At 46.0% G+C, this 25,883-nt stretch carries 25 protein-coding genes, 1 pseudogene and 1 riboswitch; of the genes and pseudogenes, 7 read left to right on the top strand and 19 right to left on the bottom strand.

The window, feature by feature from the left end; all coding sequences use genetic code 11:
* The first annotated feature begins 355 nt into the window (after positions 1-355).
* Positions 356-562, top strand: a complete 207-nt coding sequence (locus H532_RS0111185) for a YlaI family protein (protein ID WP_027725553.1) — start codon at positions 356-358, stop codon at positions 560-562.
* Positions 563-656: 94 nt separating this feature from the next.
* Here the strand turns inward: H532_RS0111185 and H532_RS0111190 are convergent, their stop codons facing one another.
* Positions 657-989, bottom strand: a complete 333-nt coding sequence (locus H532_RS0111190) for a YlaH-like family protein (protein WP_245566459.1) — start codon at positions 987-989, stop codon at positions 657-659.
* Positions 990-1,001: 12 nt separating this feature from the next.
* Positions 1,002-2,840 (bottom strand): translational GTPase TypA, encoded by a 1,839-nt coding sequence (typA, locus tag H532_RS0111195; RefSeq protein ID WP_027725555.1) that lies wholly within the window; start codon positions 2,838-2,840, stop codon positions 1,002-1,004.
* A gap of 106 nt (positions 2,841-2,946) precedes the next feature.
* Between typA and H532_RS20380 the strand changes: the two genes are divergently transcribed.
* Entirely contained in the window at positions 2,947-3,108 is a 162-nt protein-coding gene (locus tag H532_RS20380; RefSeq protein WP_155995039.1) for a DUF5325 family protein, read from the top strand.
* 193 nt (positions 3,109-3,301) lie between these two features.
* Here H532_RS20380 and H532_RS0111205 read toward each other — a convergent pair whose 3' ends face one another.
* Complete coding sequence (locus H532_RS0111205; RefSeq protein ID WP_027725556.1) at positions 3,302-4,138, bottom strand: inositol monophosphatase family protein; 837 nt, start codon at positions 4,136-4,138, stop codon at positions 3,302-3,304.
* 267 nt (positions 4,139-4,405) lie between these two features.
* Entirely contained in the window at positions 4,406-4,594 is a 189-nt protein-coding gene (locus H532_RS0111215; RefSeq protein ID WP_027725558.1) for a hypothetical protein, read from the bottom strand.
* Between the two features lie 362 nt (positions 4,595-4,956).
* Here H532_RS0111215 and H532_RS0111220 point away from each other — a divergent pair, with 362 nt between their 5' ends.
* Positions 4,957-6,432: an aminotransferase class I/II-fold pyridoxal phosphate-dependent enzyme gene (locus H532_RS0111220; RefSeq protein ID WP_027725559.1), complete on the top strand. Its 1,476-nt coding sequence runs from the start codon at positions 4,957-4,959 to the stop codon at positions 6,430-6,432.
* Positions 6,433-6,487: 55 nt separating this feature from the next.
* Here the strand turns inward: H532_RS0111220 and H532_RS0111225 are convergent, their stop codons facing one another.
* Positions 6,488-6,823, bottom strand: coding sequence for a L,D-transpeptidase (locus tag H532_RS0111225; protein ID WP_027725560.1), 336 nt, complete (start codon positions 6,821-6,823; stop codon positions 6,488-6,490).
* A 190-nt stretch (positions 6,824-7,013) separates the two neighbouring features.
* Here H532_RS0111225 and H532_RS19935 point away from each other — a divergent pair, with 190 nt between their 5' ends.
* The gene (locus H532_RS19935; RefSeq protein WP_081412433.1) at positions 7,014-7,127 is read left to right on the top strand and encodes a GapA-binding peptide SR1P; all 114 of its coding nucleotides are present in this window, start codon (positions 7,014-7,016) and stop codon (positions 7,125-7,127) included.
* A gap of 141 nt (positions 7,128-7,268) precedes the next feature.
* Here H532_RS19935 and lpdA read toward each other — a convergent pair whose 3' ends face one another.
* The 5 genes from lpdA to H532_RS0111250 form a co-directional block, all read right to left on the bottom strand.
* The gene (gene lpdA, locus H532_RS0111230) at positions 7,269-8,678 is read right to left on the bottom strand and encodes a dihydrolipoyl dehydrogenase (protein WP_027725561.1); all 1,410 of its coding nucleotides are present in this window, start codon (positions 8,676-8,678) and stop codon (positions 7,269-7,271) included.
* Positions 8,679-8,681: 3 nt separating this feature from the next.
* Positions 8,682-9,953, bottom strand: coding sequence for a dihydrolipoamide acetyltransferase family protein (locus H532_RS0111235; RefSeq protein WP_027725562.1), 1,272 nt, complete (start codon positions 9,951-9,953; stop codon positions 8,682-8,684).
* 35 nt (positions 9,954-9,988) lie between these two features.
* Positions 9,989-10,966 carry an alpha-ketoacid dehydrogenase subunit beta gene (locus H532_RS0111240; RefSeq protein ID WP_027725563.1) on the bottom strand — a complete coding sequence of 326 codons (978 nt, stop codon included), beginning with the start codon at positions 10,964-10,966 and terminating at the stop codon, positions 9,989-9,991.
* A gap of 3 nt (positions 10,967-10,969) precedes the next feature.
* Positions 10,970-12,052, bottom strand: a complete 1,083-nt coding sequence (gene pdhA / locus H532_RS0111245; RefSeq protein WP_027725564.1) for a pyruvate dehydrogenase (acetyl-transferring) E1 component subunit alpha — start codon at positions 12,050-12,052, stop codon at positions 10,970-10,972.
* A gap of 367 nt (positions 12,053-12,419) precedes the next feature.
* Positions 12,420-13,070, bottom strand: a complete 651-nt coding sequence (locus H532_RS0111250; RefSeq protein ID WP_027725565.1) for a YkyA family protein — start codon at positions 13,068-13,070, stop codon at positions 12,420-12,422.
* A gap of 188 nt (positions 13,071-13,258) precedes the next feature.
* Between H532_RS0111250 and def the strand changes: the two genes are divergently transcribed.
* The 3 genes from def to rnjA all read left to right on the top strand — a co-directional run bounded on the left by def (position 13,259) and on the right by rnjA (position 16,067).
* Positions 13,259-13,807 carry a peptide deformylase gene (gene def / locus H532_RS0111255; RefSeq protein ID WP_027725566.1) on the top strand — a complete coding sequence of 183 codons (549 nt, stop codon included), beginning with the start codon at positions 13,259-13,261 and terminating at the stop codon, positions 13,805-13,807.
* 370 nt (positions 13,808-14,177) lie between these two features.
* Positions 14,178-14,387: a DNA-dependent RNA polymerase subunit epsilon gene (locus H532_RS0111260; RefSeq protein ID WP_027725567.1), complete on the top strand. Its 210-nt coding sequence runs from the start codon at positions 14,178-14,180 to the stop codon at positions 14,385-14,387.
* Positions 14,388-16,067 (top strand): ribonuclease J1, encoded by a 1,680-nt coding sequence (rnjA, locus tag H532_RS0111265; RefSeq protein ID WP_027725568.1) that lies wholly within the window; start codon positions 14,388-14,390, stop codon positions 16,065-16,067. It begins immediately after the preceding gene.
* 46 nt (positions 16,068-16,113) lie between these two features.
* Here rnjA and H532_RS0111270 read toward each other — a convergent pair whose 3' ends face one another.
* The 9 genes and pseudogenes from H532_RS0111270 to H532_RS18650 form a co-directional block, all read right to left on the bottom strand.
* The gene (locus tag H532_RS0111270; RefSeq protein ID WP_027725569.1) at positions 16,114-16,779 is read right to left on the bottom strand and encodes a potassium channel family protein; all 666 of its coding nucleotides are present in this window, start codon (positions 16,777-16,779) and stop codon (positions 16,114-16,116) included.
* 62 nt (positions 16,780-16,841) lie between these two features.
* A complete protein-coding gene (locus H532_RS18635; protein WP_051263278.1) occupies positions 16,842-17,837 on the bottom strand; it encodes a cytochrome d ubiquinol oxidase subunit II in 996 nt (331 codons plus the stop codon).
* A gap of 190 nt (positions 17,838-18,027) precedes the next feature.
* On the bottom strand, positions 18,028-18,723 hold the full coding sequence (locus H532_RS0111280) for an ECF transporter S component (protein WP_027725570.1): 696 nt from the start codon (positions 18,721-18,723) through the stop codon (positions 18,028-18,030).
* Complete coding sequence (locus tag H532_RS0111285) at positions 18,696-20,354, bottom strand: ABC transporter ATP-binding protein (protein ID WP_027725571.1); 1,659 nt, start codon at positions 20,352-20,354, stop codon at positions 18,696-18,698. Before H532_RS0111285 ends, H532_RS0111280 begins: the two co-directional genes overlap by 28 nt.
* The gene (locus H532_RS0111290; RefSeq protein ID WP_027725572.1) at positions 20,327-21,223 is read right to left on the bottom strand and encodes an energy-coupling factor transporter transmembrane component T; all 897 of its coding nucleotides are present in this window, start codon (positions 21,221-21,223) and stop codon (positions 20,327-20,329) included. The genes H532_RS0111285 and H532_RS0111290 overlap by 28 nt, the downstream gene beginning before the upstream one ends.
* Positions 21,220-21,918, bottom strand: a complete 699-nt coding sequence (locus tag H532_RS19630; protein ID WP_027725573.1) for a DUF4430 domain-containing protein — start codon at positions 21,916-21,918, stop codon at positions 21,220-21,222. The genes H532_RS0111290 and H532_RS19630 overlap by 4 nt, the downstream gene beginning before the upstream one ends.
* Before the next feature lie 11 nt (positions 21,919-21,929).
* Positions 21,930-22,496: a class D sortase gene (locus tag H532_RS0111300; RefSeq protein ID WP_027725574.1), complete on the bottom strand. Its 567-nt coding sequence runs from the start codon at positions 22,494-22,496 to the stop codon at positions 21,930-21,932.
* A 1-nt stretch (position 22,497) separates the two neighbouring features.
* On the bottom strand, positions 22,498-24,291 hold the full coding sequence (locus tag H532_RS19635) for a DUF4430 domain-containing protein (RefSeq protein ID WP_051263279.1): 1,794 nt from the start codon (positions 24,289-24,291) through the stop codon (positions 22,498-22,500).
* 283 nt (positions 24,292-24,574) lie between these two features.
* A riboswitch (cobalamin riboswitch) is annotated at positions 24,575-24,771 on the bottom strand.
* A gap of 110 nt (positions 24,772-24,881) precedes the next feature.
* Positions 24,882-25,589, bottom strand: a pseudogene (locus H532_RS18650) (ABC transporter ATP-binding protein); the annotation flags it as partial.
* Positions 25,590-25,883 lie beyond the last annotated feature (294 nt).

The following is a 25,883-nucleotide window of genomic DNA, read 5'->3' on the forward strand; positions in this document are numbered from 1 at the left end:
CAGAGGAGAAGCGCAAGGAAACACCGTGAAGTGAAGAGGGTCGTCAAAAAGGCTGAAATTCTCCATCAAAAGACGCGCCCTTCCATTGGTGTGAAGCATGGGCGTATCCCGTTGAACGGCCCAAGTTCATCCGCTTTGGGACAGCTTATCAAAGGGTTCAAGTATTAACCCAAAATATCAACCTGTGTGATTTTGATTCATTCTTTGAATGAACGAAATCACACAGGATACCAAGCGATAGCGCGGTAGGGTAGGCGTACAAAATTAGGGTGCCGGAGATATTGATCTATAAAGGTTGTCGAGAAAATCTTGACACATACAACCTGCTATAATAAATTGTGTAGGGGGTGTTAAAATGCTTGCAAAATGCATGTTATGTGACCGCATTGATGAGTTAGATGACCAAAGCCCACTCGCTAAAAAACTTCGTAACCGCCCCATTCACACATATCTTTGTCCAACCTGCCATGACCGGATCACGGAACGCACCATCGAACGATGGAAAACCGGCAAATTTCGCATCCACCACAAAAGGCGAACGAAAGATGAATCCCTTATTTAAAGAACACCCACCAAGGTGTTTTTTTATTTTACTGTTAGAGAGCAACGGAGGCTCTGCCTTCGCCAAACGGCGTGGCAGAGCCTCGATTCATTAATTACGCTTCTTTACTGATTTCGTTTTGCTTTTTCTTTTTCGACCACCAGAGCCTTATTTTATAAATCGTTAAAACGATCGCTGAGACAAAGAGTGCCCCAACAATCGGAAGCTGTAACGCCAGAACGGTTAAAATAATACATCCGATCAATAAAAAGACGTAAATAATCAACGCTTTTAGAAGTGGCAGTTTTTTGGCAAAACCGAGCTTGTAAACGATAATCGACAAGACAACGATGGTAAAATATAAAATCGGTATCGCATGATCGGATGTCAACGGATGATTTACCAAAAACTCTGGAAATCCGGAAAAATGTATTTGATCGCTGTTCACGATCCCATCCCCTTATGCGTGAGCGAATTTATCCCGTTTGGCTGCCCGCTCACGTTCGGTTTTGTTTAAAATTTTCTTTCTGAGCCGGATATTCTGGGGTGTCACTTCGCAATACTCATCATCATTCAAGTACGATAGCGCTTCTTCCAACGACAAAATGCGCGGGGCTTTTAACGTGACCGTTTGATCTTTCGTTGCCGACCGGACGTTGGTTTGATGTTTCGCCTTGGTGACATTGACCGTCAAATCATTTTCACGGGTATGCTCACCAACGATCATGCCTTCATAGACGTCTGTTCCTGGCTCGATGAACATCACGCCGCGGTCTTCCAATTGCCCAAGCGCATAAGCCGTTGCTTGGCCGGTTTCCATGGCAACAAGCACACCTTGGCGCCTTCCGCCGATCGGTTCGTTAATCACCGGGCGGTAATGATCAAAAGTATGATTGATGACGCCATATCCGCGCGTTTCGGTCAGAAAATCGCGGCGATAACCAATCAGCCCGCGCGATGGCGCGATAAATTCCAATTTATAATGGCCGTCTTCTTGTTGTTCCATGTTTTGCAATTCCGCTTTTCTACGTCCAAGCGATTCAATGACCGCACCGGAATATTCACTGGGTACATCAATCAGCACGTATTCATACGGTTCTGATAAAACACCATCAATTTCTTTTATAATAACCGTCGGCTTTGAGACTTGCAATTCATAACCTTCGCGGCGCATCGTTTCGATGAGAATGGAGAGATGCAGCTCCCCGCGGCCGGAAACAATCCAAGCATCCGGGGATTCTGTATCTTCCACTTTCAAGCTGACGTCGCGTTCGGTTTCCGCATACAACCGCTCCTGAAGCTTTCGGCTCGTCACGTACTGTCCTTCACGCCCGGCAAACGGACTGTTGTTGGCAACAAAAGTCATTTGCATGGTCGGCTCATCAATTTTCAGTGTCGGTAGCGGATCGATCGCGTCGACATCATTGATGGTCTCACCGATGTTGATATCCTCAACTCCTGTGATGGCAATAAGATCGCCGGCTTTTGCTTCCTCGATTTCAATCCTTTTAAGACCAAAAAAGCCGAACAATTTCGTCACGCGGAACGTTTCCTGTCTCCCATCGGTTTTGACCAAGACCGCTTGTTGCCCAACTTTAATGGATCCCCGAAAAATCCGGCCGATGCCGATTCGCCCGACATAGTCGTTATAATCGAGCATCGTGACTTGAAACTGCAGCGATTCATCGGCATTATCAAGCGGAGCGGGAACGTGCTCCAAGATCATATCGAAAATGACACTCATATCATGGGTGACGTCATTTGGATCCGTACCGGCGACGCCATTGACAGCCGAAGCATAGACAACGGGAAATTCTAGTTGATCGTCATCTGCGCCAAGATCAATAAAAAGTTCCAGTACTTCATCGACAACGGCTTCGGGCCGGGCCATCGGCTTATCGATTTTATTGACGACGACAATCGGTTTAAGCCCGCTATCCAGCGCCTTTTTCAATACAAAACGCGTTTGCGGCATAACCCCTTCATAGGCGTCGACCAAAAGGAGAACCCCATCAACCATTTTCATGATCCGTTCGACTTCACCGCTAAAATCGGCATGGCCTGGTGTATCCACAACGTTGATCCGTGTGCCTTTATACGACAGCCCGGTATTTTTCGCTAAAATGGTGATGCCTCGTTCACGTTCAAGGGCATTTGAATCCATGGCTCGCTCTTGGACATGTTCGTTTTCCCGAAACGTTCCTGACTGCTTTAATAGTTGGTCAACCAAGGTTGTTTTCCCATGGTCAACGTGCGCGATAATCGCTATATTCCTTATATCGTTTCTCCTGTTTGTCATAAATCATGCTCCTCATTTACTTACTTCGACACAAACGTTACTATTATATCATATCCTTGGTTTTTTTCCCTATTATGCGGTACACTCTTTAGCGGGAGGAAAAACAATGAACGCAGTTTACTTTCTTTTAGCCTTTCTAACGGTTGCCAGCCTTGTTTCCATCGGATTTTGCGTGGCAGCGGGAACAACGCTTGGTATTATTTTATCCGTCTTAGGCGTCTTCATTTTTATGGGATTAGGTTTTTATATAAAAAGAAAAACGGCATAGGAAGGTTGCCGTTTTTCCGGGCGCTTTTTCTGAAAAAACGGCTGGCGTCTGACATTTCCATTATGTCAGATCGGTATTGCAGCCGTTTTTCCTCTTTTATATCCAAATCAACTACACTTCCACATCGCAAAGTGCATATAAATCCTTTTTCTTAAAAACTAAAGGCGCTTAATTTCTCAAAAGATGTCTTCCATTATTCCAACTCTTCCCTAAAATATTTACCGTTTGCAAGTCCCGCCTGAATCATTTCGACAATGGCTTTATGTACACCCGGTTTGCCGACTAAAACCGAGCCACCCTTCAGTAAATCCAAGGGACGGCCATCAGCATGTGAAAACACGCCGCCGACTTCCTCAATCAAAATTAGTCCTGCGCCATAATCCCACGGAGACAACCGCATCGTAAAATAAGCATCCAACCATCCGCAAGCCACATAGGCCATTTCGAGAGCGGCTGAACCATAGGAGCGCGTGCCTCTTGTTTTGCGAACGATCGGGCGGAGAATTTCCGGGTCAATCCGCCGATTGGCATTAATCCAAGTGGCATTGATGCCGAACACCGCTTTTTCCAACTCTCCGGCATGAAGTTGAGGCAACCGATGTTCATTAAAAAAAGCTCCCTGACCTTTTACGACATGATACAGATCACCTGTCATGACATCCAGTATCAAGCCAACTCTACCAACCCCATTTTCATAAACCCCAATTGAGACGGCAAAATTTCTTTTTTGATGAACAAAATTCATGGTGCCATCAATGGGATCAATGAGCCATAAAACGCCGGATAAAGCGTTCACCCGATCCCCATACCCTTCTTCGGAGACGATATGATGGTCGGGAAATTGCTCGCGGATTTTTTCAGTGAGAAAACGTTCGATTTCCCGGTCCTTATCCGTCACCAGATCATCGGGAGAAGATTTCGTTTCCACATGGATCGGACTTTCAATCGTCTCTTTAATGATGCGTCCTGCTTCACGGATCCAAGACTCCGCTAATTGGTACACTTCTTGCCAATTGATGTTTTCACCCATATCCGATCCTCCTTGGTAAGAAAAGGTTTAAAACGACCATACTGCGCTTTCTAAAAACTATTATGACATAAAACGCAGGACGGGTTGCAAAACAATGCTTAACGAAAAATTGACATGTAAGGACATTTGGATGGCGCTTGTGATCATCATAAAAAATAAAAGACCCTCGAAAGGGCCTTTTTGAAAATCGAATAATCGATTGGGCTGAAGAAATGAGCCGATCACTGGCTGATTTTGATGGGGACCCATGACCAAGAAGAAGCGCTGTCACACCTCCAGACGGAGCAATTCTTGACGCAGTTTTTCAAGGCGTTGTTTACACTGTTCAATTTGTTCGATATTATTACTCTCCATTGCATCGTACAAAGTCAGTAATTCATAATCAATTTCCATTCTTAGTACGGGGATCCGTTTTTCCGCATCCGTTCTCTTCAGCGTTTGAATGACTTGTTTCATCACGATGCACATCCTTTCAAAAGGGGATGATCAGAGGCAATGAGCGAAGTCCGTCATTAAAGGAGAAAATCGAGACAAAATATTCCGATAGTTTTTGTATTATTAGCATATTATGATTTGCAGCAATCGTATGCAACCAAATATTTATTTGCTCAATAAATTCCGCAAATGGCTATCTTTAAAACAGCTATTTATACAATAGGTTCGGACGCGTAAATGGTTTTAAGCTCATGGCGTGTTTGAGCCTATGTCCTTTACGCCTTCATCCTCAAAAATTTCTCGGGTTCCAATAATTTTTCGTTGATAAACTGAAAACTTATAGTATAAGATAAGCCTAGTTTGTTATAAAAGAGGTGTCCTTGTTGAAGCAAAACCTTACGCCATTATTTTCTGGACTTGTTGATTTTATCCAATCAAATCCAGTTCCCTTTCATATACCTGGCCATAAAAAGGGGAAAGGGATGGATCCTGAATTTCGTGATTTCATCGGGAAAAACGCCTTAGCAATGGATCTCATAAACATTGCGCCGCTAGATGACCTTCACAAACCCCACGGTTTTATCCGGGAAGCTCAAGAATTGGCCGCGGAAGCGTTCGGTGCCGATGCGACCTTTTTTTCCGTTCAAGGGACAAGCGGTGCCATTATGACTATGGTGCTTGCCGCCACAAAACCCGGCGACAAAATCCTCGTTCCCCGCAATGTCCATAAATCCGTTTTGGCTGCGATTATTTTTTCAGGGGCGGTTCCCGTTTTCATCTATCCTGAAATCGACCACGATCTCGGCATATCCCACGGGATTTCGACCGAAGCCGTAAAAAAAGCGATTGCTCAACACCCTGATGCCAAAGCTTTACTCGTTATTAACCCAACCTATTTTGGCGTCTGCGCGGACTTAAAACAAATCGTAGAGATTGCTCACGCCTATCATATCCCTGTTCTCGTTGATGAGGCGCACGGGGTTCACATTCATTTTCACGAAAAATTACCGATGTCTGCGATGGAAGCCGGCGCGGACATGGCCGCGACAAGTGTGCACAAACTAGGCGGATCGATGACGCAAAGCTCTGTTTTAAACGTCAAAGAAGGGCTCGTCTCGGCCAACCATGTGCAATCCATCTTGAGCATGATCACGACCACGTCGACTTCTTACCTATTGCTTGCGTCGCTTGATGCCGCCCGCCGCTTTCTAGCGACTGAAGGCCACGGGCAAATCGAGCGCGCCATCAACCTCGCCGACTACGCGAGGGAGAAAATCAATGCGATCCCAGGTTTGTATTCTCCTGGTAAAGAAATTTTAAAAACGAGCGCGACTTACGCATTAGATCCGACGAAATTACTCGTTTCTGTCAAAAGGCTCGGCATGACCGGATATGAAGCTGAGAGCTGGCTTCGCGAGCATTATCGCATCGAAGTGGAACTTTCGGATTTATATAATATTTTATGTATTATTACCCCGGGCGATAGCCGCGATTCCATCAATTATTTGATCAGCGCTTTGGCAGAAATGGCGGCATCTTTTGGAAGTGATGAAGGTGCTGGACATAAGCAAATCCCTGTGCACGTCGCTGAAATGCCGCGCCTTGCCCTATCGCCGCGCGATGCCTTTTATGCTGAAACCGAATCGGTGCCATTTCGCGAATCCATCGGTAGAATCATCGCTGAGTTTGTGATGGTCTACCCACCCGGCATACCGATTTTTACACCAGGTGAGATTATCACTGCGGAAAACTTGGATTTTATCGAGGAAAACATTGAAGCGGGACTTCCTGTTCAAGGTCCCGAGGACCCGACACTCAGAATGCTGAAAGTGGTCAAAGAAAATGTACCCATTCGATAATCGAAAAACGGACGCAAATCCTTGCGTCCGTTTTTTCTATGCTCGCCAAATATTCTTAAGGGTGAATATGGACGGTTGTTCCGATTGACACCCGTTTGGCAAGATCCAAGACATCATGATTGTACATGCGGATGCAACCGTGTGAAACATCTTTTCCTATAGTTGAAGGATTATTTGTTCCATGAATGCCGTAATGCGGCTTCGACAAACCCATCCACAATACACCAAACGGTCCACCCGGATTCGGAACTTTATTGATAATTTTATAGTTACCCGTCGGCGTTGGTGTCAGCATTTTACCAACGGCAATTGGATAGCTTTTGACCAGGCGATGATTATTAAACAGTGACAGTCGATGGCTTTTTACGGCAACATCAATCCACAGGGCCATGGCAACTCCCCCCGCGCTTGATCCTTTATAGAGCATATGTATCTATGTCTCACCTGGTGCCAATCCGCTACTTTTTATTATGTTATTAACCATATTGTGTCATACCATTTATCCTTGACAACAGAATAAGTATAGCATATTATGAGATTAGCCAAACGATAAAGCGCTTGTAAAAAGGGGTGGAAAGCTCGTGGGCATTATTGTTTGCGGAAAATGCAACCGCACCATCGACCATGTCGAGGACACAAAAGTTCGTACGATATATACCACTTGCCAAGCGTGTAAAGAAAAAAATTCCAAGTAACTTTCATCGCGATCCTGGTTGGGGTCGCGTTTTTATTTGTTTAAAGCAAGATATAGTCAGGCAATACCTATTCGTTTGGTTGACCCATTAATGCAAAAAGAGATTGACCCATATGAGTCAATCTCTTTTCGTAAATCCCATTTATCGTGCGATATGAATCGGCATGCCTAATGCGACTTCAGCTGTTTCCATTGCAATTTCCCCAAGTGTCGGGTGGGCGTGAATGGTTAAGGCAATATCCTCAGCCGTCATGCCAGCTTCAATGGCGAGACCCATTTCGGCAATCATGTCGCTCGCACCAGGACCAGCGATTTGCGCGCCAAGAATCAAGCCGTCTTCTTTGCGAGTGACAAGCCGCATGAACCCATCCGTATCATTCAGAGACAGTGCCCGGCCGTTGGCAGCAAACGGGAATTGGGCAACGGTGACGTCATACCCTTGTTCCTTCGCTTCTTCTTCAGAAAGGCCAACGGTTGCCAATTCCGGATCGGAGAAGACGACAGCCGGGATGCATTGATAATCGACTTCGACTTTATGTCCGGCAATCGCTTCAGCAGCCACTTTACCTTCATAAGAAGCTTTATGAGCAAGGGCTGGCCCGCTGACAACATCACCGATGGCGTAAATGTGTTCAACATTGGTTCGACCTTGTTTATCGACTTTAATTAAACCGCGTTCGGTCGTCTCAACACCAGCCAAGTCCAAGCCGAGTTCGTCGGTGTTCGGGCGGCGGCCGACGGTAACGAGGACGTAGTCAGCTTCAAAGGTCTTTTCTTCTCCGCCAATCGTTGCCTTCACAACGACGCCGTTTTCATTTTCTTCAACGCCTTGAGCCATCGCTTCCGTGAAAATTTCTACATTTTTCTTCTTCAACGATTTCTTAACAAGGGCTGTCATTTTCTTGTCAAAGCTCGGTAAAATCGATTTCGAGCCTTCAAGAATGGTTACTTGAGTTCCAAAACCAGCAAAAGCATTGCCAAGCTCGATACCAATGTAGCCACCGCCAATGACCACCAGTTTATTCGGTACTTCTTGCAAGGCTAAAGCACCAGTTGACGAAAGGACGCGATCCGACCATTTGAATGATGGAATTTCAATCGGCCGGGAGCCTGTCGCAATGATGCAGTTATTGAATTTATAGCGTTGGGATTCATAGCCGTGGTTCACGCGCACTTCGGTCGGTGAAACAAAGAGCGCTTCCCCTTCAACCATTTCCACTTTATTGGCTTTTAAGAGGCTTTTAACGCCGCCTGTTAATTTATTAACGACGGAATTTTTCCATTCCTGTACTTTGCCAAAATCAAGCGTCACATTTTCAGCCTTAACACCCATATCCTCGGATTCTTTCGCATGTAAGTAACGGTGGCTTGCCGAAATCAAGGCTTTTGAAGGAATACAGCCGACATTTAAGCAAACGCCGCCAAAATGTTCTTTTTCTACAATAACGACTTTTTGGCCGAGTTGTGCCGCACGAATGGCTGCGACGTAACCGCCAGGGCCAGCACCGATGACAAGTGTATCGACTTCGGTGGTGAATTCTCCTACTACCATGTTTTACGCCTCCATTATTAAGCGCTGCGGATCATTGAGCAAACGCTTGATTTTATTTAATGCGTTTTGCGCGGTGGCACCGTCAATGAGTCGATGGTCAAAGCTCAAGGAAAGAGCGAGGACCGGTGCGGCAACGAGTTCACCGTCACGGACGATCGCTTTTTCTTGAATCCGCCCGATGCCCAAAATCGCGACTTCCGGATGGTTAATGACCGGAGTAAACCATTGACCGCCTGCCGAACCAATGTTGGTAATGGTGCACGTACCGCCTTTCATATCATTCGGCGCGAGTTTACCTTCACGAGCTTTTTCGGCATATTCAGCGATTTCTTTGGCAATTTGATACATCGATTTGCGATCAGCATCTTTAATAACCGGTACCATTAAGCCGTTTTCCGTATCAGTTGCAATACCAATATTATAATAATGTTTATAGACAATTTCTTCATTGGCATCATCAATGGACGCATTTAATGCCGGGAATTCCCTTAAAGTGGATACGAGCGCTTTAACGACATATGGCAAATAGGTGAGTTTAATGCCTTGCGCTGCCGCTTCCTCTTTAAATTGTTTGCGGTGAGCGACCGTTTTGGTGACATCAACCTCGTCCATTAATGTCACATGTGGCGCTGTTTGTTTGGAATGCGCCATCGCTTGGGCAATGACTTTGCGTACACCGCGAAGTTTTTCACGCGTTTCACGACCAAAAGCGGTTTCCGCCGCTGTTTCTTGTACCGCTTCTTGTGGTGCAACCGGTGCAACTTCCGTTTCTTTCGCGGGTTGTGCACCGCCTGCTAAGAATTGATCAATGTCTTCTTTAAGCACTCGGCCGTTTTTCCCGGAACCGTTCACTTGGGCGATATTCACGCCTTTTTCACGGGCATATTTTCTAACCGACGGCATGGCAATGACCCGCTGACCAGCGGTGTCGCTTGCGGGCGTAGCGGCTTTTTCCGGCTCTTTCGCTGCTGTTTTCTCTTCAGGGGCAGGGGCTTGTTGGGCATCCGCCTGGGCCGGTGATTCTTCGTCTTCGTAGCCTTCCGCATCAATCGTGACGATCACATCGCCAACAACCGCGGTTGTACCTTCTTCAGCAAGGATTTCTTTAATCGTCCCGTCCACCGGGCTCGGAATCTCAACGACGGCTTTATCGTTTTGTACTTCCGCAAGAACATCATCTTCTTTGACTTCGTCGCCCGGTTTGACAAACCATTTGACGATTTCGCCTTCGTGGATGCCCTCGCCGATATCCGGAAGTTTAAATTGATAGGCCATAGGTCAACCTCCTTTTTGGTCACTACATGAAGTCATTAGAAATTGATGGTCGCCTTCACTTTTTCGATCACGTCATTTTCGTTCGGCAACCAGACGCTTTCCGCTTCCGAGAAAGGAAAGACGGTGTCCGGAGCTGTCACGCGGCCGACCGGGGCTTCTAAGTGCAAGATGGCACGATCATTGATTTCTGCAATGACATGGGCGGCGATGCCGGCTTGTTTTTGCGCTTCTTGCACAACGACGGCGCGATTCGTCTTTTTGATAGAGGACACAATCGTTTCAACATCTAGGGGACTAATCGTCCGCAAGTCGATGACTTCGGCTTGAATGCCTTCTTCGGCCAATTTTTCTGCTGCCTTAAGAGATGTTTGAACCATTGCGCCATAAGTAATAATGGAAACATCGCTGCCTTCCCGAACGATATTCGCTTTTCCGATTTCAACAGTATATTCGCCTTCCGGAACTTCTCCTCGGAACGAACGGTACAGCTTCATGTGTTCTAAGAAAATAACAGGGTCGTTATCGCGAATCGCCGAAATTAAGAGACCTTTCGCGTCATATGGGTTAGAGGGAATGACGACTTTGACACCAGGTGTTTGCAAAAACAACCCTTCTAAGCTATCAGCATGCAGTTCCGGCGTATGTACCCCGCCGCCGAATGGTGAACGAATGGTCACAGGCGCGTGGTATTTACCTCCGGAGCGATAGCGGAGACGGGCCATTTGCGAAGCGATGCTGTCCATGGCTTCAAACACAAAACCAAAGAATTGAATTTCCATGACCGGGCGAAAACCTTGCATGGCAAGTCCAAGAGCAAGTCCTCCGATCCCCGATTCAGCAAGCGGCGTATCGAATACGCGATCTTCGCCGAATTCATCTTGAAGCCCTTCCGTTGCCCGGAACACGCCACCGTTTTTTCCGACGTCTTCCCCGAAAACAAGAACATTTTCATCGCGCTTGAGTTCTATGCGCATCGCGTCGGTAATCGCTTGAATCATCGTCATTTGCGCCATGGCTTACTTCGACTCCTTCTTGCTATATTCGTCGAACTGCTCTTGCAGGTTATAAGGCAGTTTTTCAAACATAATTTTAATGAGGTCCGTCACTTTTTGTTTTGGTGTTTGGTCAGCTTCTTTCAGCGCCGCTTTGATATCTTCTTTTGCTTGTTCGACGGTTGCTTCTTCTTCTTCTTTTGACCAGAGATTGCGGCCTTCAAGATATTTTCGGAAGCGAATGAGCGGATCTTTTTGTTCCCATTCGTTGGTCAATTCGTCAGAACGGTAACGGGTTGGATCGTCACCGGCCGTCGTATGCGGACCATAACGGTAAGTCAAGGTTTCAATGAGTGTCGGGCCTTCACCGGCAATCGCACGTTCACGCGCTTCTTTGGTGACGACATAAACAGCCAATGGGTCCATCCCGTCAACTTGTACCCCGCGGATGCCAGCGGCCACAGCTTTTTGTGCGAGCGTTTTTGCTGCGGTTTGTTTTTCAACCGGAACCGAAATCGCAAAACGGTTGTTTTGAGAAATAAAGACGGCGGGTGCATTATATGTACCTGCGAAGTTGAGCCCTTCATAAAAATCACCTTGAGAGGTCGCACCATCACCAAAATAAGTAAACGCAACGTTTTTCTTCCCGCGTTTTTTCAAACCGAGAGCAACGCCTGCTGTTTGCGTACATTGCGCGGCAATAATGATTTGCGGCATGAGTGCGTTAACCCCTTCGTATTGACCGCCTTTAAAATGGCCGCGGGAATAAAGGAAAGCCTTCACTAGCGGCACGCCATGAAAGACGAGTTGAGGGATATCACGGTATGATGGAAGCAGCCAATCTTCTTTTTCCATCGCAAAGTGACTGGCGAGCATAGAGGCTTCTTGACCAGCTGTTGGCGCATAAAAGCCCAAACGCCCTTGACGGTTTAAGGAAAGCGCCCGTTGGTCCCAAATGCGCGTATACACCATCCGCCTCATCAGTTCTTTTAATTGTTCATCTGAGAGATCCGGGACGGCGTCTTTGTTGACCACTTCTCCCTCTGGATTGAGGATTTGGAACGTTTCAAATCGGCTTTCGATGGGTTCCAATTTTTTTGTAACCAAACCTTTCACCTATCCTTTCATAAGACATCATGTATTGATTGCCTTCTACCCCGTTATCGTTCGCCAAACCTAAACTTCATCTTACAATGAAGTTTGAGTTAACAGTGTCCAGGCTGTTTCAAACGGCTTGTTTATAGATTTTCCCTTTTTAGGCATAAGAATAACCGCGAACGGTAAACCCTAGGGTTTAAAAATCTGTTTTAATCAATACAAGTTCTTCGAATAATACACTCGGTTCCAAACTCAGTATATATAATTCGTTAAAAACAAGTCAATATAAAGGCTTACAACGTTTACAAGATGAAACTGTTATATAAAATATTTGTAACTGTACTATATCTGTTCCATGTTTGTTGTTATTTCCGTTTTAATCTTCCTTTTTTAAATGGAGGATTTCATAAAAGCTGTTTTTTTCTTTATTAAAAGCATCCGTTAACACATTAAATCGGTCTTTATGGTTTTCGATTGTATGATAGGTTTGATTGACTTTCGTCAGCTGTTTTTGCAGCGCATCTTTTGTTAAATTTTTGTCCATAAGCATCTTAAATAACTCGCGGTCTAAAGCGATCGATTGCTTGTATGCGGCATATAAATCCCCGAAAGCATCATGACGCGCCTTCATGTTGGCAATCATTTTTTTGGCATGCGGCAATGCCTTCTTATTTTTTACCCGATTTAAATATTTAACAGCCTTTGTAAACGTCACATAAGCCTGATCAATCGACTGTTTCTCTTTTTCCATTCTCTTTTCGCGGGCATCGATATGCTCGAGCGCTTCCTGAGCGTACGTTTTGACTTCTTCGGTTTGCGACATATTGAGCGTCATAATTTTATCGTAGAGCATTTGCTCACGCTCTTCCTCTTCGACTATCGGCTTCTGCTGTTCATTAAAACCTTTTTCTTGGGAGGCTGATTTTTCCAAATAGGTATACGCCTTTTCCGCATCACGCTCGGTACTGCAACCCGCCATTAATACCATTGCACACAACGGGGCCAAAAAAAGCCAACATTTTTTCATACACTCAGTCCTTCCATTCTTCATCTCCTTTGATTGTACCAGACTTGTCCATGGCGTGTCTTTTTAGTATTATTAAGGGCTCATTAAGTTTCCTTTAATCTCACTCCTCCATATGTTAAACTATACATTGGAAAAATCCGCACTTGCTCGCTCATGGAGATCTCTTTACAAAAGGAGTTGTATGTAACATGCTGACGATGGATGATATCGTCAGGGAAGGTCATCCGATTTTAAGAAAAGTGGCCAAAGAAGTCGACCTCCCTGCCTCTGAAGAAGATAAAGAAACGTTAAAAGCCATGATGACGTTTCTCATTAATAGTCAAAATGAAGAAATCGCCAAAAAATATCATCTGCGCGCGGGAATTGGACTGGCCGCCCCACAAATCGGGATCAGCAAACGGATGATTGCGATTTATCTGACTGACGAACAAGACAAATTACATCAATATACATGGTTTAATCCTAAAATTATCAGCCATTCGGTTGAAATGACATATTTGGAAACAGGTGAAGCTTGCCTGTCGGTCGATCGGGACGTGCCTGGCTATGTGCCGCGTTATGCCCGCATTAAGGTAAAAGCCTATGATATGAATAACCGCGAAGTAACGGTAAAACTCAAAGGGCTTGCGGCAATCGCCGTTCAACACGAAATCGATCACTTAAATGGGATTATGTTTTATGATCGCATCAATCCAGATGATCCCTTTAAAATCCCTGAAGGTGTTGTTCTAAAATAACCCCAATTTTTGCGTTGCCTGCGATGACGGATTCGCTTTACATGAACGTCTATCTTTTGCGCAAACTATACAATGCAAGCGGTCTAAGTCATCTATAGGGGGGACAGATATGCTAAAAAGAATGAAGAGAAAATGGCTCAGACGAATGAAAGAGCTGCTTTCAAAAAATCGACTAGCCGATATCTAACACCACCCCGACGGCAATATGGAATATCCGAAAACTGGGCAATCAATTCCTAGTCCCTATGAACCGTGAAATCAGGGGACCAATCCTATATAATAGAAAAAGACTTTCGGTTTTACGGCGCATACCTCGCAGGACGGGGTATGCGGACCTTTATACATATCATTTTTTAAGGAGAGGTTAAACATGATTTTTAAGGTGCTTTATCAGGATTCGCTGAACGAGGTGCCCATTCGGGAAAACACCCGCACCATGTACGTGGAAGCCGAGGATGAGCGCGTCATCCGCAAAAAATTAAGTGAGCGCAACATTAACATCGAGTTCATTCAGCCTTTGGAAGGGGCACACTTGGACTATGAAAAGCAATCCGAAAACTTTGAAGTGGAGAAATTATAGATGAAATTTGTGAAAAACCATCAAACGGCCGTATTTGCACTGGGCGGACTCGGAGAAATCGGAAAAAACACGTATGCCGTCCAATTTCAGGACGAGATCATTCTGATTGATGCCGGGGTCAAATTCCCCGAGGATGAATTATTAGGCATTGATTATGTCATCCCGGATTATAGTTACCTTGTGAAAAATGCTGACAAGGTAAAAGGACTGTTCATCACCCACGGCCACGAAGACCATATTGGCGGCGTTCCTTATCTTTTAAGGCAAGTGAATGTACCGATTTACGGCGGCCGGTTGTCGATCGCGCTCATCCGCAATAAATTGGAAGAGCATGGATTATTGAGACAGGCAAAATTAAACATCGTCAACGAGGATGATTGCATTAAGTTTCAAAAAACGTCGGTTTCGTTTTTCCGTACAACACATAGCATTCCGGAATCTTTTGGCATCGTCGTCAAAACACCTCCGGGCAATATTGTCCATACTGGTGATTTTAAATTTGATTTTACACCCGTCGGCGAACCAGCTAACTTAACGAAAATGGCTGAGATCGGACGCGAAGGCGTCTTGTGCTTGCTTTCGGACAGCACAAATAGCGAAGTGCCAACTTTTACAATGTCCGAACGTGAAGTCGGGGCTAACATTACCGATATCTTCCGGAAAGTCAAAGGACGCATTATTTTTGCGACATTTGCCTCAAATATCCACCGGCTTCAGCAGGTCGTTGAAGCAGCGGTGATGACCAATCGGAAAATCGCTGTATTTGGCCGGAGCATGGAGGCGGCCATTACCATCGGGCAGGAATTGGGTTATATTCGGGCGCCAAAAGATACCTTTGTCGACCATCAGAAAATCAACCGCCTTCCAGAAAACGAAGTCGCGATTCTTTGCACAGGTACACAAGGCGAGCCGATGGCGGCATTATCACGCATCGCCAATGGCACCCATCGCCAAATTCAAATCATTCCCGGCGATACGGTCGTCTTCTCGTCATCGCCGATTCCGGGAAACACGGTGAGCATTAATCGAACGATCAACCAATTGTATCGTGCAGGTGCCGATGTCATTCATGGATCGGTATCCAACATTCATACATCTGGTCATGGCGGTCAACAAGAACAGAAATTAATGCTGCGGCTGATTAAACCGAAGTTTTTCATGCCGATCCATGGTGAATACCGCATGTTAAAGAAACATCAAGAATTGGCTCGAGATTGCGGCATCCCTTTAGAAAACTCGTTTATCATGGATAATGGCGATGTGCTCGCCCTCGATGAAAACAGCGCCCAAATTGCCGGAAAAATACCATCTGGCTCCGTTTACGTAGATGGTAACGGAATTGGCGATATCGGCAATATCGTTTTAAGAGATCGCCGCATACTTTCCGAGGAAGGCCTTGTCATTGTCGTTGTCAGCATTAACATGAAAGAACATAAAATTCTCGCTGGTCCGGATATTATTAGCCGCGGATTCGTCTATATGCGCGAATCCGGTGACTTAATCAGCGATGCGCAAGTGCTTCTCGCTGAACACTTGAAAACCGTCATGGAGAGAAAGACGACACAGTGGGCCGAAATCAAAACGGAAATCACCGACACATTGGCACCGTTCCTTTATGAAAAAACGCGGCGCAAACCCATGATATTACCTATTATTATGGAAGTCGACCAACCTGAATAAGCGGAACACAAAAGCAGGACGCCTTTCTTGAGGCATCCTGCTTTTTTCAATCATTATCCAATAGCTGCGCTTTAAATCGATCGATATCTTCATCAGCACCAATAAGTATTAGAATATCACCGCGTTGAATAATTTGATCGGCGCGCGGCGAGACGCTGATGCGTCCATCCCCTTTTATCGCTACGATATTGACCCCATATTTGGCTCGGACATCTAAATCACTGATCGAGCGCCCTGCCATTTTTCTACCGGCAACAACTTCAATAATGCTGTGCTTGTCCGACAGTTCAAGGTAATCCAACACACTGGACGAGGTAATTTGTCTTGCGATGCGCATGCCCATATCCCTTTCCGGATGGATAACATGGTCGGCACCGATTTTGCGCAACACCTTTTCATGATAATCATTTTGCGCTTTAGCCGTCACCTTCTTGACGCCTAATTCTTTTAACATTAACGTCGTTAAAATGCTCGCCTGAATATTATCCCCAATCGCGACAATGACATGGTCGAAATTGCGCAAGCCAAGGCTTTTCAAGACCGATTCATCCGTCGAATCAGCAATCACGGCATGGGTGGCAATGGATGTAAATTCATTGACCCGGTCTTCATCCACATCAATCGCAAGCACTTCGGCACCAAGGTCACTCAACGTCCGACAAATGCTTCCACCAAATCGCCCCAAACCGATGACGGCAAATTGTTTTTTCATATCCGTTCCTCCTCTATCACACATCAAAGCCCGGCACCATATTATCGATCAGCTAGACCCTTTTAGTTTTCACCATGGCGGCTTTTCCTACTCACCGGCACTCGGCGGATTCTCAATATGAAAAGCGGAATCAATATCGATAATAAAAGAGCCGAAAGTAAGCTTAACGCCCCGACCTGCCATGTGGTAAATGGATGCACTTTAATATACGGATATAAAAGATAAGGGAGATGACTGATCCCATATCCGCAAAAAGCAAAAAAGTATTGGCATAAAACAAAAAAGAAGGCCCAACCGTAATACCGTTTCCAAAAAATATACGTCACGGCTAACATATAGAAAACAAGTGAAAGTAAAAAGTATCCGGATAAATCCAGAATGCGGTTGAAATGTTCCGGATTATGCCTCTCTAGTGCAATAAAAATTAAAGCACTGGAAAGAAGTGTCGGCACGGACCATACCAAAGCATATGACCGGAACTTTTCCGCAGCCCTCTCATTGCCGCTTTTCTTGGACAGAAAAAGCAAATAAATCGCACTAATATAAAAAACGGATATTGCTGCCAATAGGGTGACCGCCCAGAAATAAAAGCTCGTCAATAAAACGGAAACATCTAAGACCATGTGCCCCCCAGAGAAAAATAAATATCCTCCCTCGCTAATGGTAAGTACGGCCGTCATGATGACTGCACAGATGATTCCAGTTAATCCATAAGCGAGCGACAAGCCTCGGGAGCTAAAAAGCTGTTTTTTCCAAAAGAGATGGATCATTGCTCGACCGATCAGCAAGATCACCACAAAAACAGCAGGGAACAATAAGGGCTCCCCGTAATCTTTCATTACCAGAGGCAAAAAGTCGGCGATGTAGAGAACCACGCCTAAAAAAAGTATATCTATGACGTCCCAAACGGGAGACAGATAATAACGGAGGACAGTGACTGAAGGGGTGTGATTGAGCTTTAAACCGTAATAAGCATACATCCCTGCTCCAAAATTAATGGATAGAAGGATCATGCAACAAAACATTGACACCCACAGCATCGTCACCACAACGCTCACTCTCCCACCCCCATCACATTGGTATTTGTCATTTTTGTGAACAGCTATGGCACTCTTATCATATATAATATTTTCCGCTTTGAAAAGCTAAATCCATCCCATCATCATAAAGACTTGTAAAACGCTATCGTTAACGATTTCTACAATACCGCAAAAAAATGCAAAACTCCCGCTTTTATTTACGGAAGTTTTAAAAATCCCTAGCTTCAAGCAGACCGTATTTCTTTTTAAAGCGCTGTAACACTTTTTGCCAACCTGGGCTGAAGAGATAAAGGAGAATGGCATTTGTAAAGGCATGAGCGGTATCAAAATAAAAACTGGCCCCATAAAGGGCTAATATCGCTTTCCAATCGATCCCATGAATAAGGGAAAGGGCAACCCAAGCATTCATGATGACCCCAAAAAGGTAACCGGCCAGACATCCAAAACCAGCTAAAACCCACCGCGTTTGAAACCAACGAGACTTTCCAAGTGCTCCGGCTATTAAACCAATGCTCCCCCAAGCGAGCATTTGCCACGGCGTCCATGGTCCCTGTCCCAAAAATAAATTTGACACCAATGCGGCCGTTGCCCCAATGATGAACCCGCTTTCCATACCGAAGACGGTCCCACCCATAATCACGATAAATGTGGTAGGTTGCACGTTCGGAATGGAGGCAAACGGAATCCGACTCACCGCTGCGGCGCTAGACAGCACCGCCAAAAGCACCAATTCGCGACCTTCAGGGTGACGCCGTTCAAAGCGGACGATGAGCGGCACAAACGTTAACAGCAGAAAAACCGTTGAAAAGAATAACGGATGTCGGGTCAACGCCTCTTTAAAACCGATTGAGAGCCCTACCATCAGAACCACAATCATTAGGGTGAGCCATTTTGAACGTCCCATGTCACGTACGCCTCCTTCAGTGTGCTGACTTCCGGAGCCGAAACCCCTCGTGTGATCCGATTGATGCTAGTGGTGTAAAAAGCATTACCTTTAAAAAACGCTGCTGCATCCGCCATCGCCGTCACTTCACCGCGAAACAGCATGCCGACGCGGTCGGCATAATCTGCAGCAAACTCGATATCATGTGTCACAATGACAAATGACATTCCGCGCCAGCTGAAGCGGTTCAACCACTCACCGAATTGTTTTTTGGATTCGGGATCAAGCCCTTTTGTTGGTTCGTCGATGAGCATGACGCGCGGTCCCCTTAAAAGCAGACAGGCAAAAACCAATTTTTGCATTTCCCCACCGCTTAAATCATAGGGATGCCGATCACCTAATGCCGCCAAGCCCCATTCGTCAATGATGTGCTGCTTGGTTTCCGGAGATAAAGGGCTATCATGTGCAGCTTTTTCGAGTTCCAGCTTGACGCTTTCTTCCGAAAAATAGAGCCTCGGATTCTGCGGCATATAGGCGATATCGGGATGAATATGACCTGTTGTTTTTCGCCCTTGATAAACAACTTTTCCGCGCTGAGGTTTGAGTAGTCCTGCCAAAACCTTCAGCATCGTCGACTTGCCCGAACCGTTCCCGCCGACGATCGCCAATTTTTCATTTTCATAAAGAGAAAAACTGAGTCGATCTAAGATGCGGGGCTTTCCTTTTTCATACTGAAAATCAATATTTTTGGTCTCCAAAACAACTGGCTTCATACGTTCGTGTACCACTTGGGTTGACGCTTCTTTCACACGTACCGTCAACCCTTTGATCCAAGACCTTGCCTCCTTAACGGTAATAGGTAAACGGCTATTTTGATTCGTAGCGGCATAGTGCAGAAACAAACGGCTGGCTGATGGCAAATAGTCAAAAAAGGCATCATCCGCTTTTGAGGCGAGAAAAGTAGCCGCTTTATGCGGTGGATCATCGTAGATCACGCGACCTTCATGAAGCAGGACGACGCGGTCGGCGATGGGCCAAACATCTTCGAGTCGATGTTCGACGATCACTACCGCAATTCCCAGTTCTTCGTTCATTCGCCGCAACATGTTTAAAAAGTCTTTCGCCGCGATCGGGTCGAGCTGTGATGTTGGTTCATCCAAGAGTAAAATCCGCGGTTCCATTAAAAGCACGCTCGCCAGATTGATCAGTTGTTTTTGCCCGCCGCTTAATTCATAAGTTGGCCGGTCCAATAGCGGCTCCAAGCCAAAAAAATGTACGATTTCTGCGATCTTTTTTCGCATCGTGAGCGTATCCAAACCAATGTTTTCCAAACCGAATAAAAGTTCTTCCATGACGGTTTCCATGACGATTTGGTTATCCGGATCCTGAAACACCATGCCAATCGCCGTAGCCGTTGTTTTTGGTGGAAGTTCCTTTAATGGAATGCCTTGATAGCGAATCGTTCCGTCAAGGCGGCCGTGTGGCGCGCACTCGCGTTTCATGAGCCGCAGCAATGTCGATTTTCCACTCCCAGAAGGCCCGCAGATCGCGATAAACTCCCCTTCATTGACCATCAGGGAAACGTCGCGCAAGGCTTCCGTTGGAGCATCTGGATATTGAAAAGTTATTTGGTTGATTTGGAGAAGTGCCATCGCCAACGCTCCCTACCTTCGATCATCATTGGAAAAGCGAAATAAAAAAGATAAACAGAAAAATAAAACCATTCCCTGCCGGAGAGTAGCACAGGTTCCAATACTGGCGAGGTCGTTAAAACCGTATCGCCAAGAGCATAGCCAAAAATCGCACAAACTCCCCCTGCTGCGGTCAAAGCAAGAACAACCGCATCTATAGCGGAAAAAGCATACGGAGAGTAGCGGCTGCGCCTTTCAATCCCGTAGCCCCTTGCTTTCATGGAATCCGCCGTTTGCAGCGCTTCCTCTAATGACCATTCGAGTAAAATATGAAGGAGCTTCATGGCGCTTTCGATGCGGCTTAGAAAACCGCCTTTTTTGACAGACATCCCTTTCGTTTTCTGGACGAGGCCGATGTCATGGAGCCGCCTTTGAAACAGCGGTACGAAGCGCATCGTCAACATCGCAAGCAGCGCCCATTGCGGCACAACCCGTGAAAAAAGGAATAAAAATTTCTCTGATGTGATCACTTGATTAAATGAAACAAATAAAAATAATAAAGCCAAAAGTGACAAAGCAGCGATCACGCCCTGAATGACGCCTTCTAACAATACAGGGTTATCCCTAAAATAAAAAAGGATATGGGTGCCGCGGCGATGAAAGGCGGGCGTTAAAATCACAATCAAAAAAGCCGCGGCGGCATACCAGCGCCCCCACTTTTTTAAGGCGGCAAAATGATCCTGAATGCCGTTTAAAACAAAGACTAGCACAAACGTGCAGGCGGCAAAGACGGGATGTTGACCGGCCATGATGAAGACCGCCCCACCCACATAATAGAGAAAAGCGCTCAAGGGATGAAGCGCATGAAGCCCACGTTTTGTGCGGCTCATCCGCCATTCCCTTCTAACTGCGTCGTGTATTTCCAAGTGATGCGGTCACCATCATGGACTTTGACGACGCCGCTTGAGCGGTCAATCCTTTTCCCATTTAAGAGAATGGTCCAGCCGCTTGTTCCACCATGGTCAAATTCAAATTGGTCAGCAATCCCTTCCATATAGGCGGTCGCTCCACTTCCGCGGAATTTGTAACTAATACCTTTGGTTTTTAATATTTTAATTGTCGCATCGAGGATCGTCTCCCCCTCTCGAATCGAGACACGCGTCGGTGCAAGAACTGAATCTCCTTGGTAGCCGATCACTTCGACGATAACTTCAGGCCCGCTTTTTTTAACTGGGGGTGCCGCTTTTGGTTTTGGAGTGGGGTTGTCAGCTTTTTCTTGCTTTTCGGGCTCACTCGACTTGGAAGATGTCGGTTTTTCCTTTTCAGTACTTTGAACCTTTACCGATTTCTTTTGGTCAGAAGACTTTGACGGCTGATCGTCCGCTTGATCGCTAGAAGGGGTTTTTTGATCGACCGATGCGGTCGACTTTGTCGTTGTCGTTTTTGATGTATCTGCTGTTGTTTTCGTTTCTGTTTTTTCAACGGTATCTTTTGGCTTGGGGGTCACAGGATCTTTCTCACAAGCCCCAAGGATGAAGAAGACGCATATAGTCAAAAGGATGAGTCCGATTTTTCTGAGGCGCAATCTGATCCCTCCTATCTCTCACGGTCCGCGTACACAATAAAGCGTTTCGGCGCATTACCGATGTAATGAAAAGGATAACAAGTTGTCAAAACCAATTCTTCCTTCGGCTTTGTAGAATGAATGACTGACAAATCATCGCGGCCGACAATCTCGGTTGCGCGAATCGTGTAAGTGAATGTCCCATAAGGCATTTTAACGATCAACGGGTCGCCGATTTCTAATGCCCCGAATTCGCGGAAGACCGTATCCCGATGGCCGGATAAAACGATTTGATCCTTTTGCCCAGGGAGTGCCGAACGCTTGAAATGGCCGACGCCTTTTTCCAGTTGATCCGGTGACGTCCCTTCAACGATTGGCAAATCGCGGTGAAGCCTCGGAATCGTCAGAATGCCAATCGCATCATTAAGGGTGGGATCCCACTCCTTAAAATGAGTGGGATCTTTGGCGACTTTGGTCAGCGCTTTTGCCTCTTTTAGTGTCGCTTTTTCCTGCGATACGCTTTTTACCAGTTGGAAGCCACCATAGGCGAAGGCCGAGATGCCGAGGGCAATCAGTAAAAGAGCAAGCTTCTTCAGCATGTCAAGCTCTCCGTTTTTGCTGCCAGATCAGTAAAATGGCGCCGATAATGATCGCGAACAACCCGAAAGCCATCCAATTGTAATGATTCCCCGCCGTATTCGGTAGTGCATTATTCGCACCGCTGACATTGGGATGGATGGTGCGTCCTGTATTATCAAACGTCAGCCCACCATCATGAGTCTTCAAATAATTTTTATAAGCAGCCAGTGCCATTAACGCTTGAGCCGAAGCCATGCCATTGGACTTTCCATCCGATAATAAATGGCTGAATCCTCCGTCCTTTTGCTGAAAGGACAATAAATGCGTCAAAAGATTTCCGTCGGGTTTTGTAAACGCCTCGCTGTCCGGATTGATCCCGGCGCTTGCTAACCCAATGATCACCTGGGCCGTTGATTCGCTGGAATCGCCGCCATTGGTTGCCACACCAAACCCTCCGGCATGATTTTGCTTTTCGGATAACCAATCGACCGCGTGCTTGATCGCGGTTTTCACTTTCGGGTCGGATTGATAAGGCGCAAGCGCTGCAAGCGCCATTCCCGTCATATCCGGGCTCCCAGAAGTGCCGAATAATGCCCAGCTGCCATCTTTCAGTTGATGGTCGACGATATATTGTACCAGTTTTTCCCGCGTCCATTTTGCGGTTTTAGGGACTTTATAGTGTCCGCTGTCATAGGCGATCAAGGCATAAATGGGACCATTTAACCCTTGATTCAACATGCGTTCATTGTTGTAGATCCGCTTCACCAAATTAAAGCCGACAAAGTTTGTCGCATTGCCCCCAGCAGCTGTGACACCAAGCACCGCTTTTTCATAATCGGTCACATTGCGGTATTCCCCATTGTTTTCACCGATCTCCTTAGCCAGGGCATTGATATAAGATTTCGGCACGGGTTGTCCGGCCGCCCGCAAACCAACCGCCTCAAACGCATCGTCCACGCCGTTTTTCAAAATATATTGGGAAACACCCGCTATGACTTTGTTCAAATGATTTAAAGAGACTGACGGCTTACTGGTGGATGTTGCATGATCACCGCTCGTTGCCTTGCCGTTATTACCATCACCAGCATCCCCTGCACCGCCGGCGGCTTCACCCGTCACGACCAAGCGGATCTTATCACCATCTTTGATTTTATAAGCGGAAACCCCGACGAGAGCCGCCTTATCATTGAAATAGACGGTAAAGTATTGACCGTTTTGAAGCAGATCGTCAATGTTGGCAATATAAGCAAAATATTTGTCATCAATCGGTGCGTTAATTTTGCTTTCCGGAAAAGCTTGCTTGATCGCATCATAGGCATTTGCCCCGTCGATCACTTCCACTTGCCGGTTTTGATAGCGGTTGTCAACACCTTGACCTTCGATGGACACCGTTGCTTTGACCATTTTATTCGGCCAAGAGACAATCTTAAAGAGCAGGTCATCACCTTGCTGCACTTTATAGGAAGAGATGCCCTCCGTTGCGGGGATCCCATTGATAAAAAACCCCCAATAATCATTTCCGGAAGGTTTGACGCCGTTGATTTCCGTAATAAAAGCACCATATTGGGGATTATCCTCGGTTTTGAGTTGATCCCCTAAAACCCGCTTCAAGAGATCCAATGTAGATTCTCCGGGTTTAATTGAAACCGCTTGCATCGGTTCATCAAGAATACTTTGGCCATTTTGGTCGACGACAGAAAGCGTCACGGCATTATTTAGCGTTGCCGCATGTGTTGCGGTACCAAAGCCAGCCATTTGAAAGATGACGAGAATGAATAACAGAAACATTTGCAGCCATTTTCTCGAATGAAACATCTTTTTAAACTCCTCTCCGAACGGATTTCCCAATACAAATTAAATTCATGTCTAGTCTTTTAAAAGCAAATACCATAGAGATTGCGCTTGGACTTTAACCGAACAAACCGGTATTTTACGCTTTTGACGAAAAAACCTCGCGAAACCCTGGCTTTTGCCATACCTTTTAAGCAAAAGCAGTGCCTAGTAGCCTTTATCCAGAGTTAAAAAAAGCATCTCCAAAAGGAGATGCTATACCGCAGCGCTTCATAACCCTGCCACACCTCCCTATCCTCGTAGGAAAACGGTGTTCACAAAACAGGCAGGTCTCCTGGCTCATGGTCATTAACACCCGCGCCTTCCCGTCGCGCTTGGCGACAGTGGCCTTTTGCGGATGTTTCCCATTCACAGTGGCGGGACCGCGCCGGATTTGCACCGGACTTCCCTTTTCATGAGGTTCAGCTGAAAGAAGCTACCTCAACCTGTTTTGCTCACGATTTTCACTTATTTCCATCATAGGTCGATTGTTTATGACAGTCAAGAAAAAGCCGATGCCGAATTATAGAAAAAAGCCGTCTCATAGACTCGCTTTGAGACAGCTTTTATGCGATCTAGACAGCTTCCAATCCTTGAAACTGGCTGATGACTAAATGATAGTATTTTCCGCGGGCGCGCATCAATTCATCATGAGTGCCTTGTTCAATGACTTCACCGTGATCTAGGACGACGATTTTGTCCGCATCGCGGATCGTGGAAAGGCGGTGGGCGATGATGATCGATGTCCGCCCTTCCAGCAGTTTTTTCATCGCTTTTTGGATTTTTAATTCGGTCTCTGTATCGATGCTAGATGTCGCCTCATCGAGAATTAAGATTTTCGGATCGGCCAGAACGGCTCGCGCGAAAGATAGCAATTGCCGCTCCCCAACAGATAAAATATTACCGCGCTCTTCGACTTCGGTATAAAAACCATTGGACAGCTGTTCAATGAACTGATCCGCACCTACCGCACGCGCTGCCGCGATGACCTCCTCATCTGTAGCATCGGGTCGGCCAAAACGGATGTTTTCCATGATCGTTCCGGAAAAAATGAAGGTTTCCTGAATGACGGTGCTGACGTTGGCTCTTAATTCCGAAAGTTTAATTTGCCGGATATCAATGCCGTCAAATTTTACCGTACCGGATGTCGGATCATAAAAGCGACCGATGAGATTGGCGATCGTTGACTTGCCAGAACCGGTGTGACCGACAAGCGCTATCGTTTCGCCCGCCTCAAAGTGGAGATTAATCCCTTTTAACGCCTCACGTTCTTCATCATAAGTAGGGTCTACTGAATAACAAAAAAATGTTGATTTAACAAGGGTTTTTCACTTTTTTGTCGAATTTATATGCAAGGGTATGATTCGGAAACTCATCAAAAACCTTGCACTTGGAGGGACTAACTTTGTACGAACATCATGCCGATCAACTCATCCTGCCACATGAATTTTTCCTGCCGTTTGGTGGACAATTAAATCCCAATAACCGTTGGGTGGTCTTGTCTAACCTCATCCCCTGGTCAAAAGCTGAAAAAGAATATGTCAAGTCACTGGGAGACGTCAGGCAAGGACACAAGG

Source organism: Tuberibacillus calidus DSM 17572, assembly GCF_000430685.1.
Lineage (GTDB): Bacteria > Bacillota > Bacilli > Bacillales > Sporolactobacillaceae > Tuberibacillus > Tuberibacillus calidus.

Excerpts from the sequence above, each read along its gene's own strand:
- H532_RS0111185 (WP_027725553.1), top strand. The coding sequence starts at position 356 with ATGCTTGCAAAATGCATGTTATGTGACCGCATTGATGAGTTAGATGAC.
- typA (WP_027725555.1), bottom strand. The coding sequence starts at position 2,840 with ATGACAAACAGGAGAAACGATATAAGGAATATAGCGATTATCGCGCAC.
- H532_RS20380 (WP_155995039.1), top strand. The coding sequence starts at position 2,947 with ATGAACGCAGTTTACTTTCTTTTAGCCTTTCTAACGGTTGCCAGCCTT.
- H532_RS0111205 (WP_027725556.1), bottom strand. The coding sequence starts at position 4,138 with ATGGGTGAAAACATCAATTGGCAAGAAGTGTACCAATTAGCGGAGTCT.
- H532_RS0111215 (WP_027725558.1), bottom strand. The coding sequence starts at position 4,594 with ATGAAACAAGTCATTCAAACGCTGAAGAGAACGGATGCGGAAAAACGG.
- H532_RS0111225 (WP_027725560.1), bottom strand. The coding sequence starts at position 6,823 with ATGGCCCTGTGGATTGATGTTGCCGTAAAAAGCCATCGACTGTCACTG.
- lpdA (WP_027725561.1), bottom strand. The coding sequence starts at position 8,678 with ATGGTAGTAGGAGAATTCACCACCGAAGTCGATACACTTGTCATCGGT.
- H532_RS0111235 (WP_027725562.1), bottom strand. The coding sequence starts at position 9,953 with ATGGCCTATCAATTTAAACTTCCGGATATCGGCGAGGGCATCCACGAA.
- H532_RS0111240 (WP_027725563.1), bottom strand. The coding sequence starts at position 10,966 with ATGGCGCAAATGACGATGATTCAAGCGATTACCGACGCGATGCGCATA.
- H532_RS0111250 (WP_027725565.1), bottom strand. The coding sequence starts at position 13,070 with ATGAAAAAATGTTGGCTTTTTTTGGCCCCGTTGTGTGCAATGGTATTA.
- def (WP_027725566.1), top strand. The coding sequence starts at position 13,259 with ATGCTGACGATGGATGATATCGTCAGGGAAGGTCATCCGATTTTAAGA.
- H532_RS0111260 (WP_027725567.1), top strand. The coding sequence starts at position 14,178 with ATGATTTTTAAGGTGCTTTATCAGGATTCGCTGAACGAGGTGCCCATT.
- rnjA (WP_027725568.1), top strand. The coding sequence starts at position 14,388 with ATGAAATTTGTGAAAAACCATCAAACGGCCGTATTTGCACTGGGCGGA.
- H532_RS0111270 (WP_027725569.1), bottom strand. The coding sequence starts at position 16,779 with ATGAAAAAACAATTTGCCGTCATCGGTTTGGGGCGATTTGGTGGAAGC.
- H532_RS0111280 (WP_027725570.1), bottom strand. The coding sequence starts at position 18,723 with ATGGGACGTTCAAAATGGCTCACCCTAATGATTGTGGTTCTGATGGTA.
- H532_RS0111285 (WP_027725571.1), bottom strand. The coding sequence starts at position 20,354 with ATGGCACTTCTCCAAATCAACCAAATAACTTTTCAATATCCAGATGCT.
- H532_RS0111290 (WP_027725572.1), bottom strand. The coding sequence starts at position 21,223 with ATGAGCCGCACAAAACGTGGGCTTCATGCGCTTCATCCCTTGAGCGCT.
- H532_RS0111300 (WP_027725574.1), bottom strand. The coding sequence starts at position 22,496 with ATGCTGAAGAAGCTTGCTCTTTTACTGATTGCCCTCGGCATCTCGGCC.
- H532_RS19635 (WP_051263279.1), bottom strand. The coding sequence starts at position 24,291 with ATGTTTCATTCGAGAAAATGGCTGCAAATGTTTCTGTTATTCATTCTC.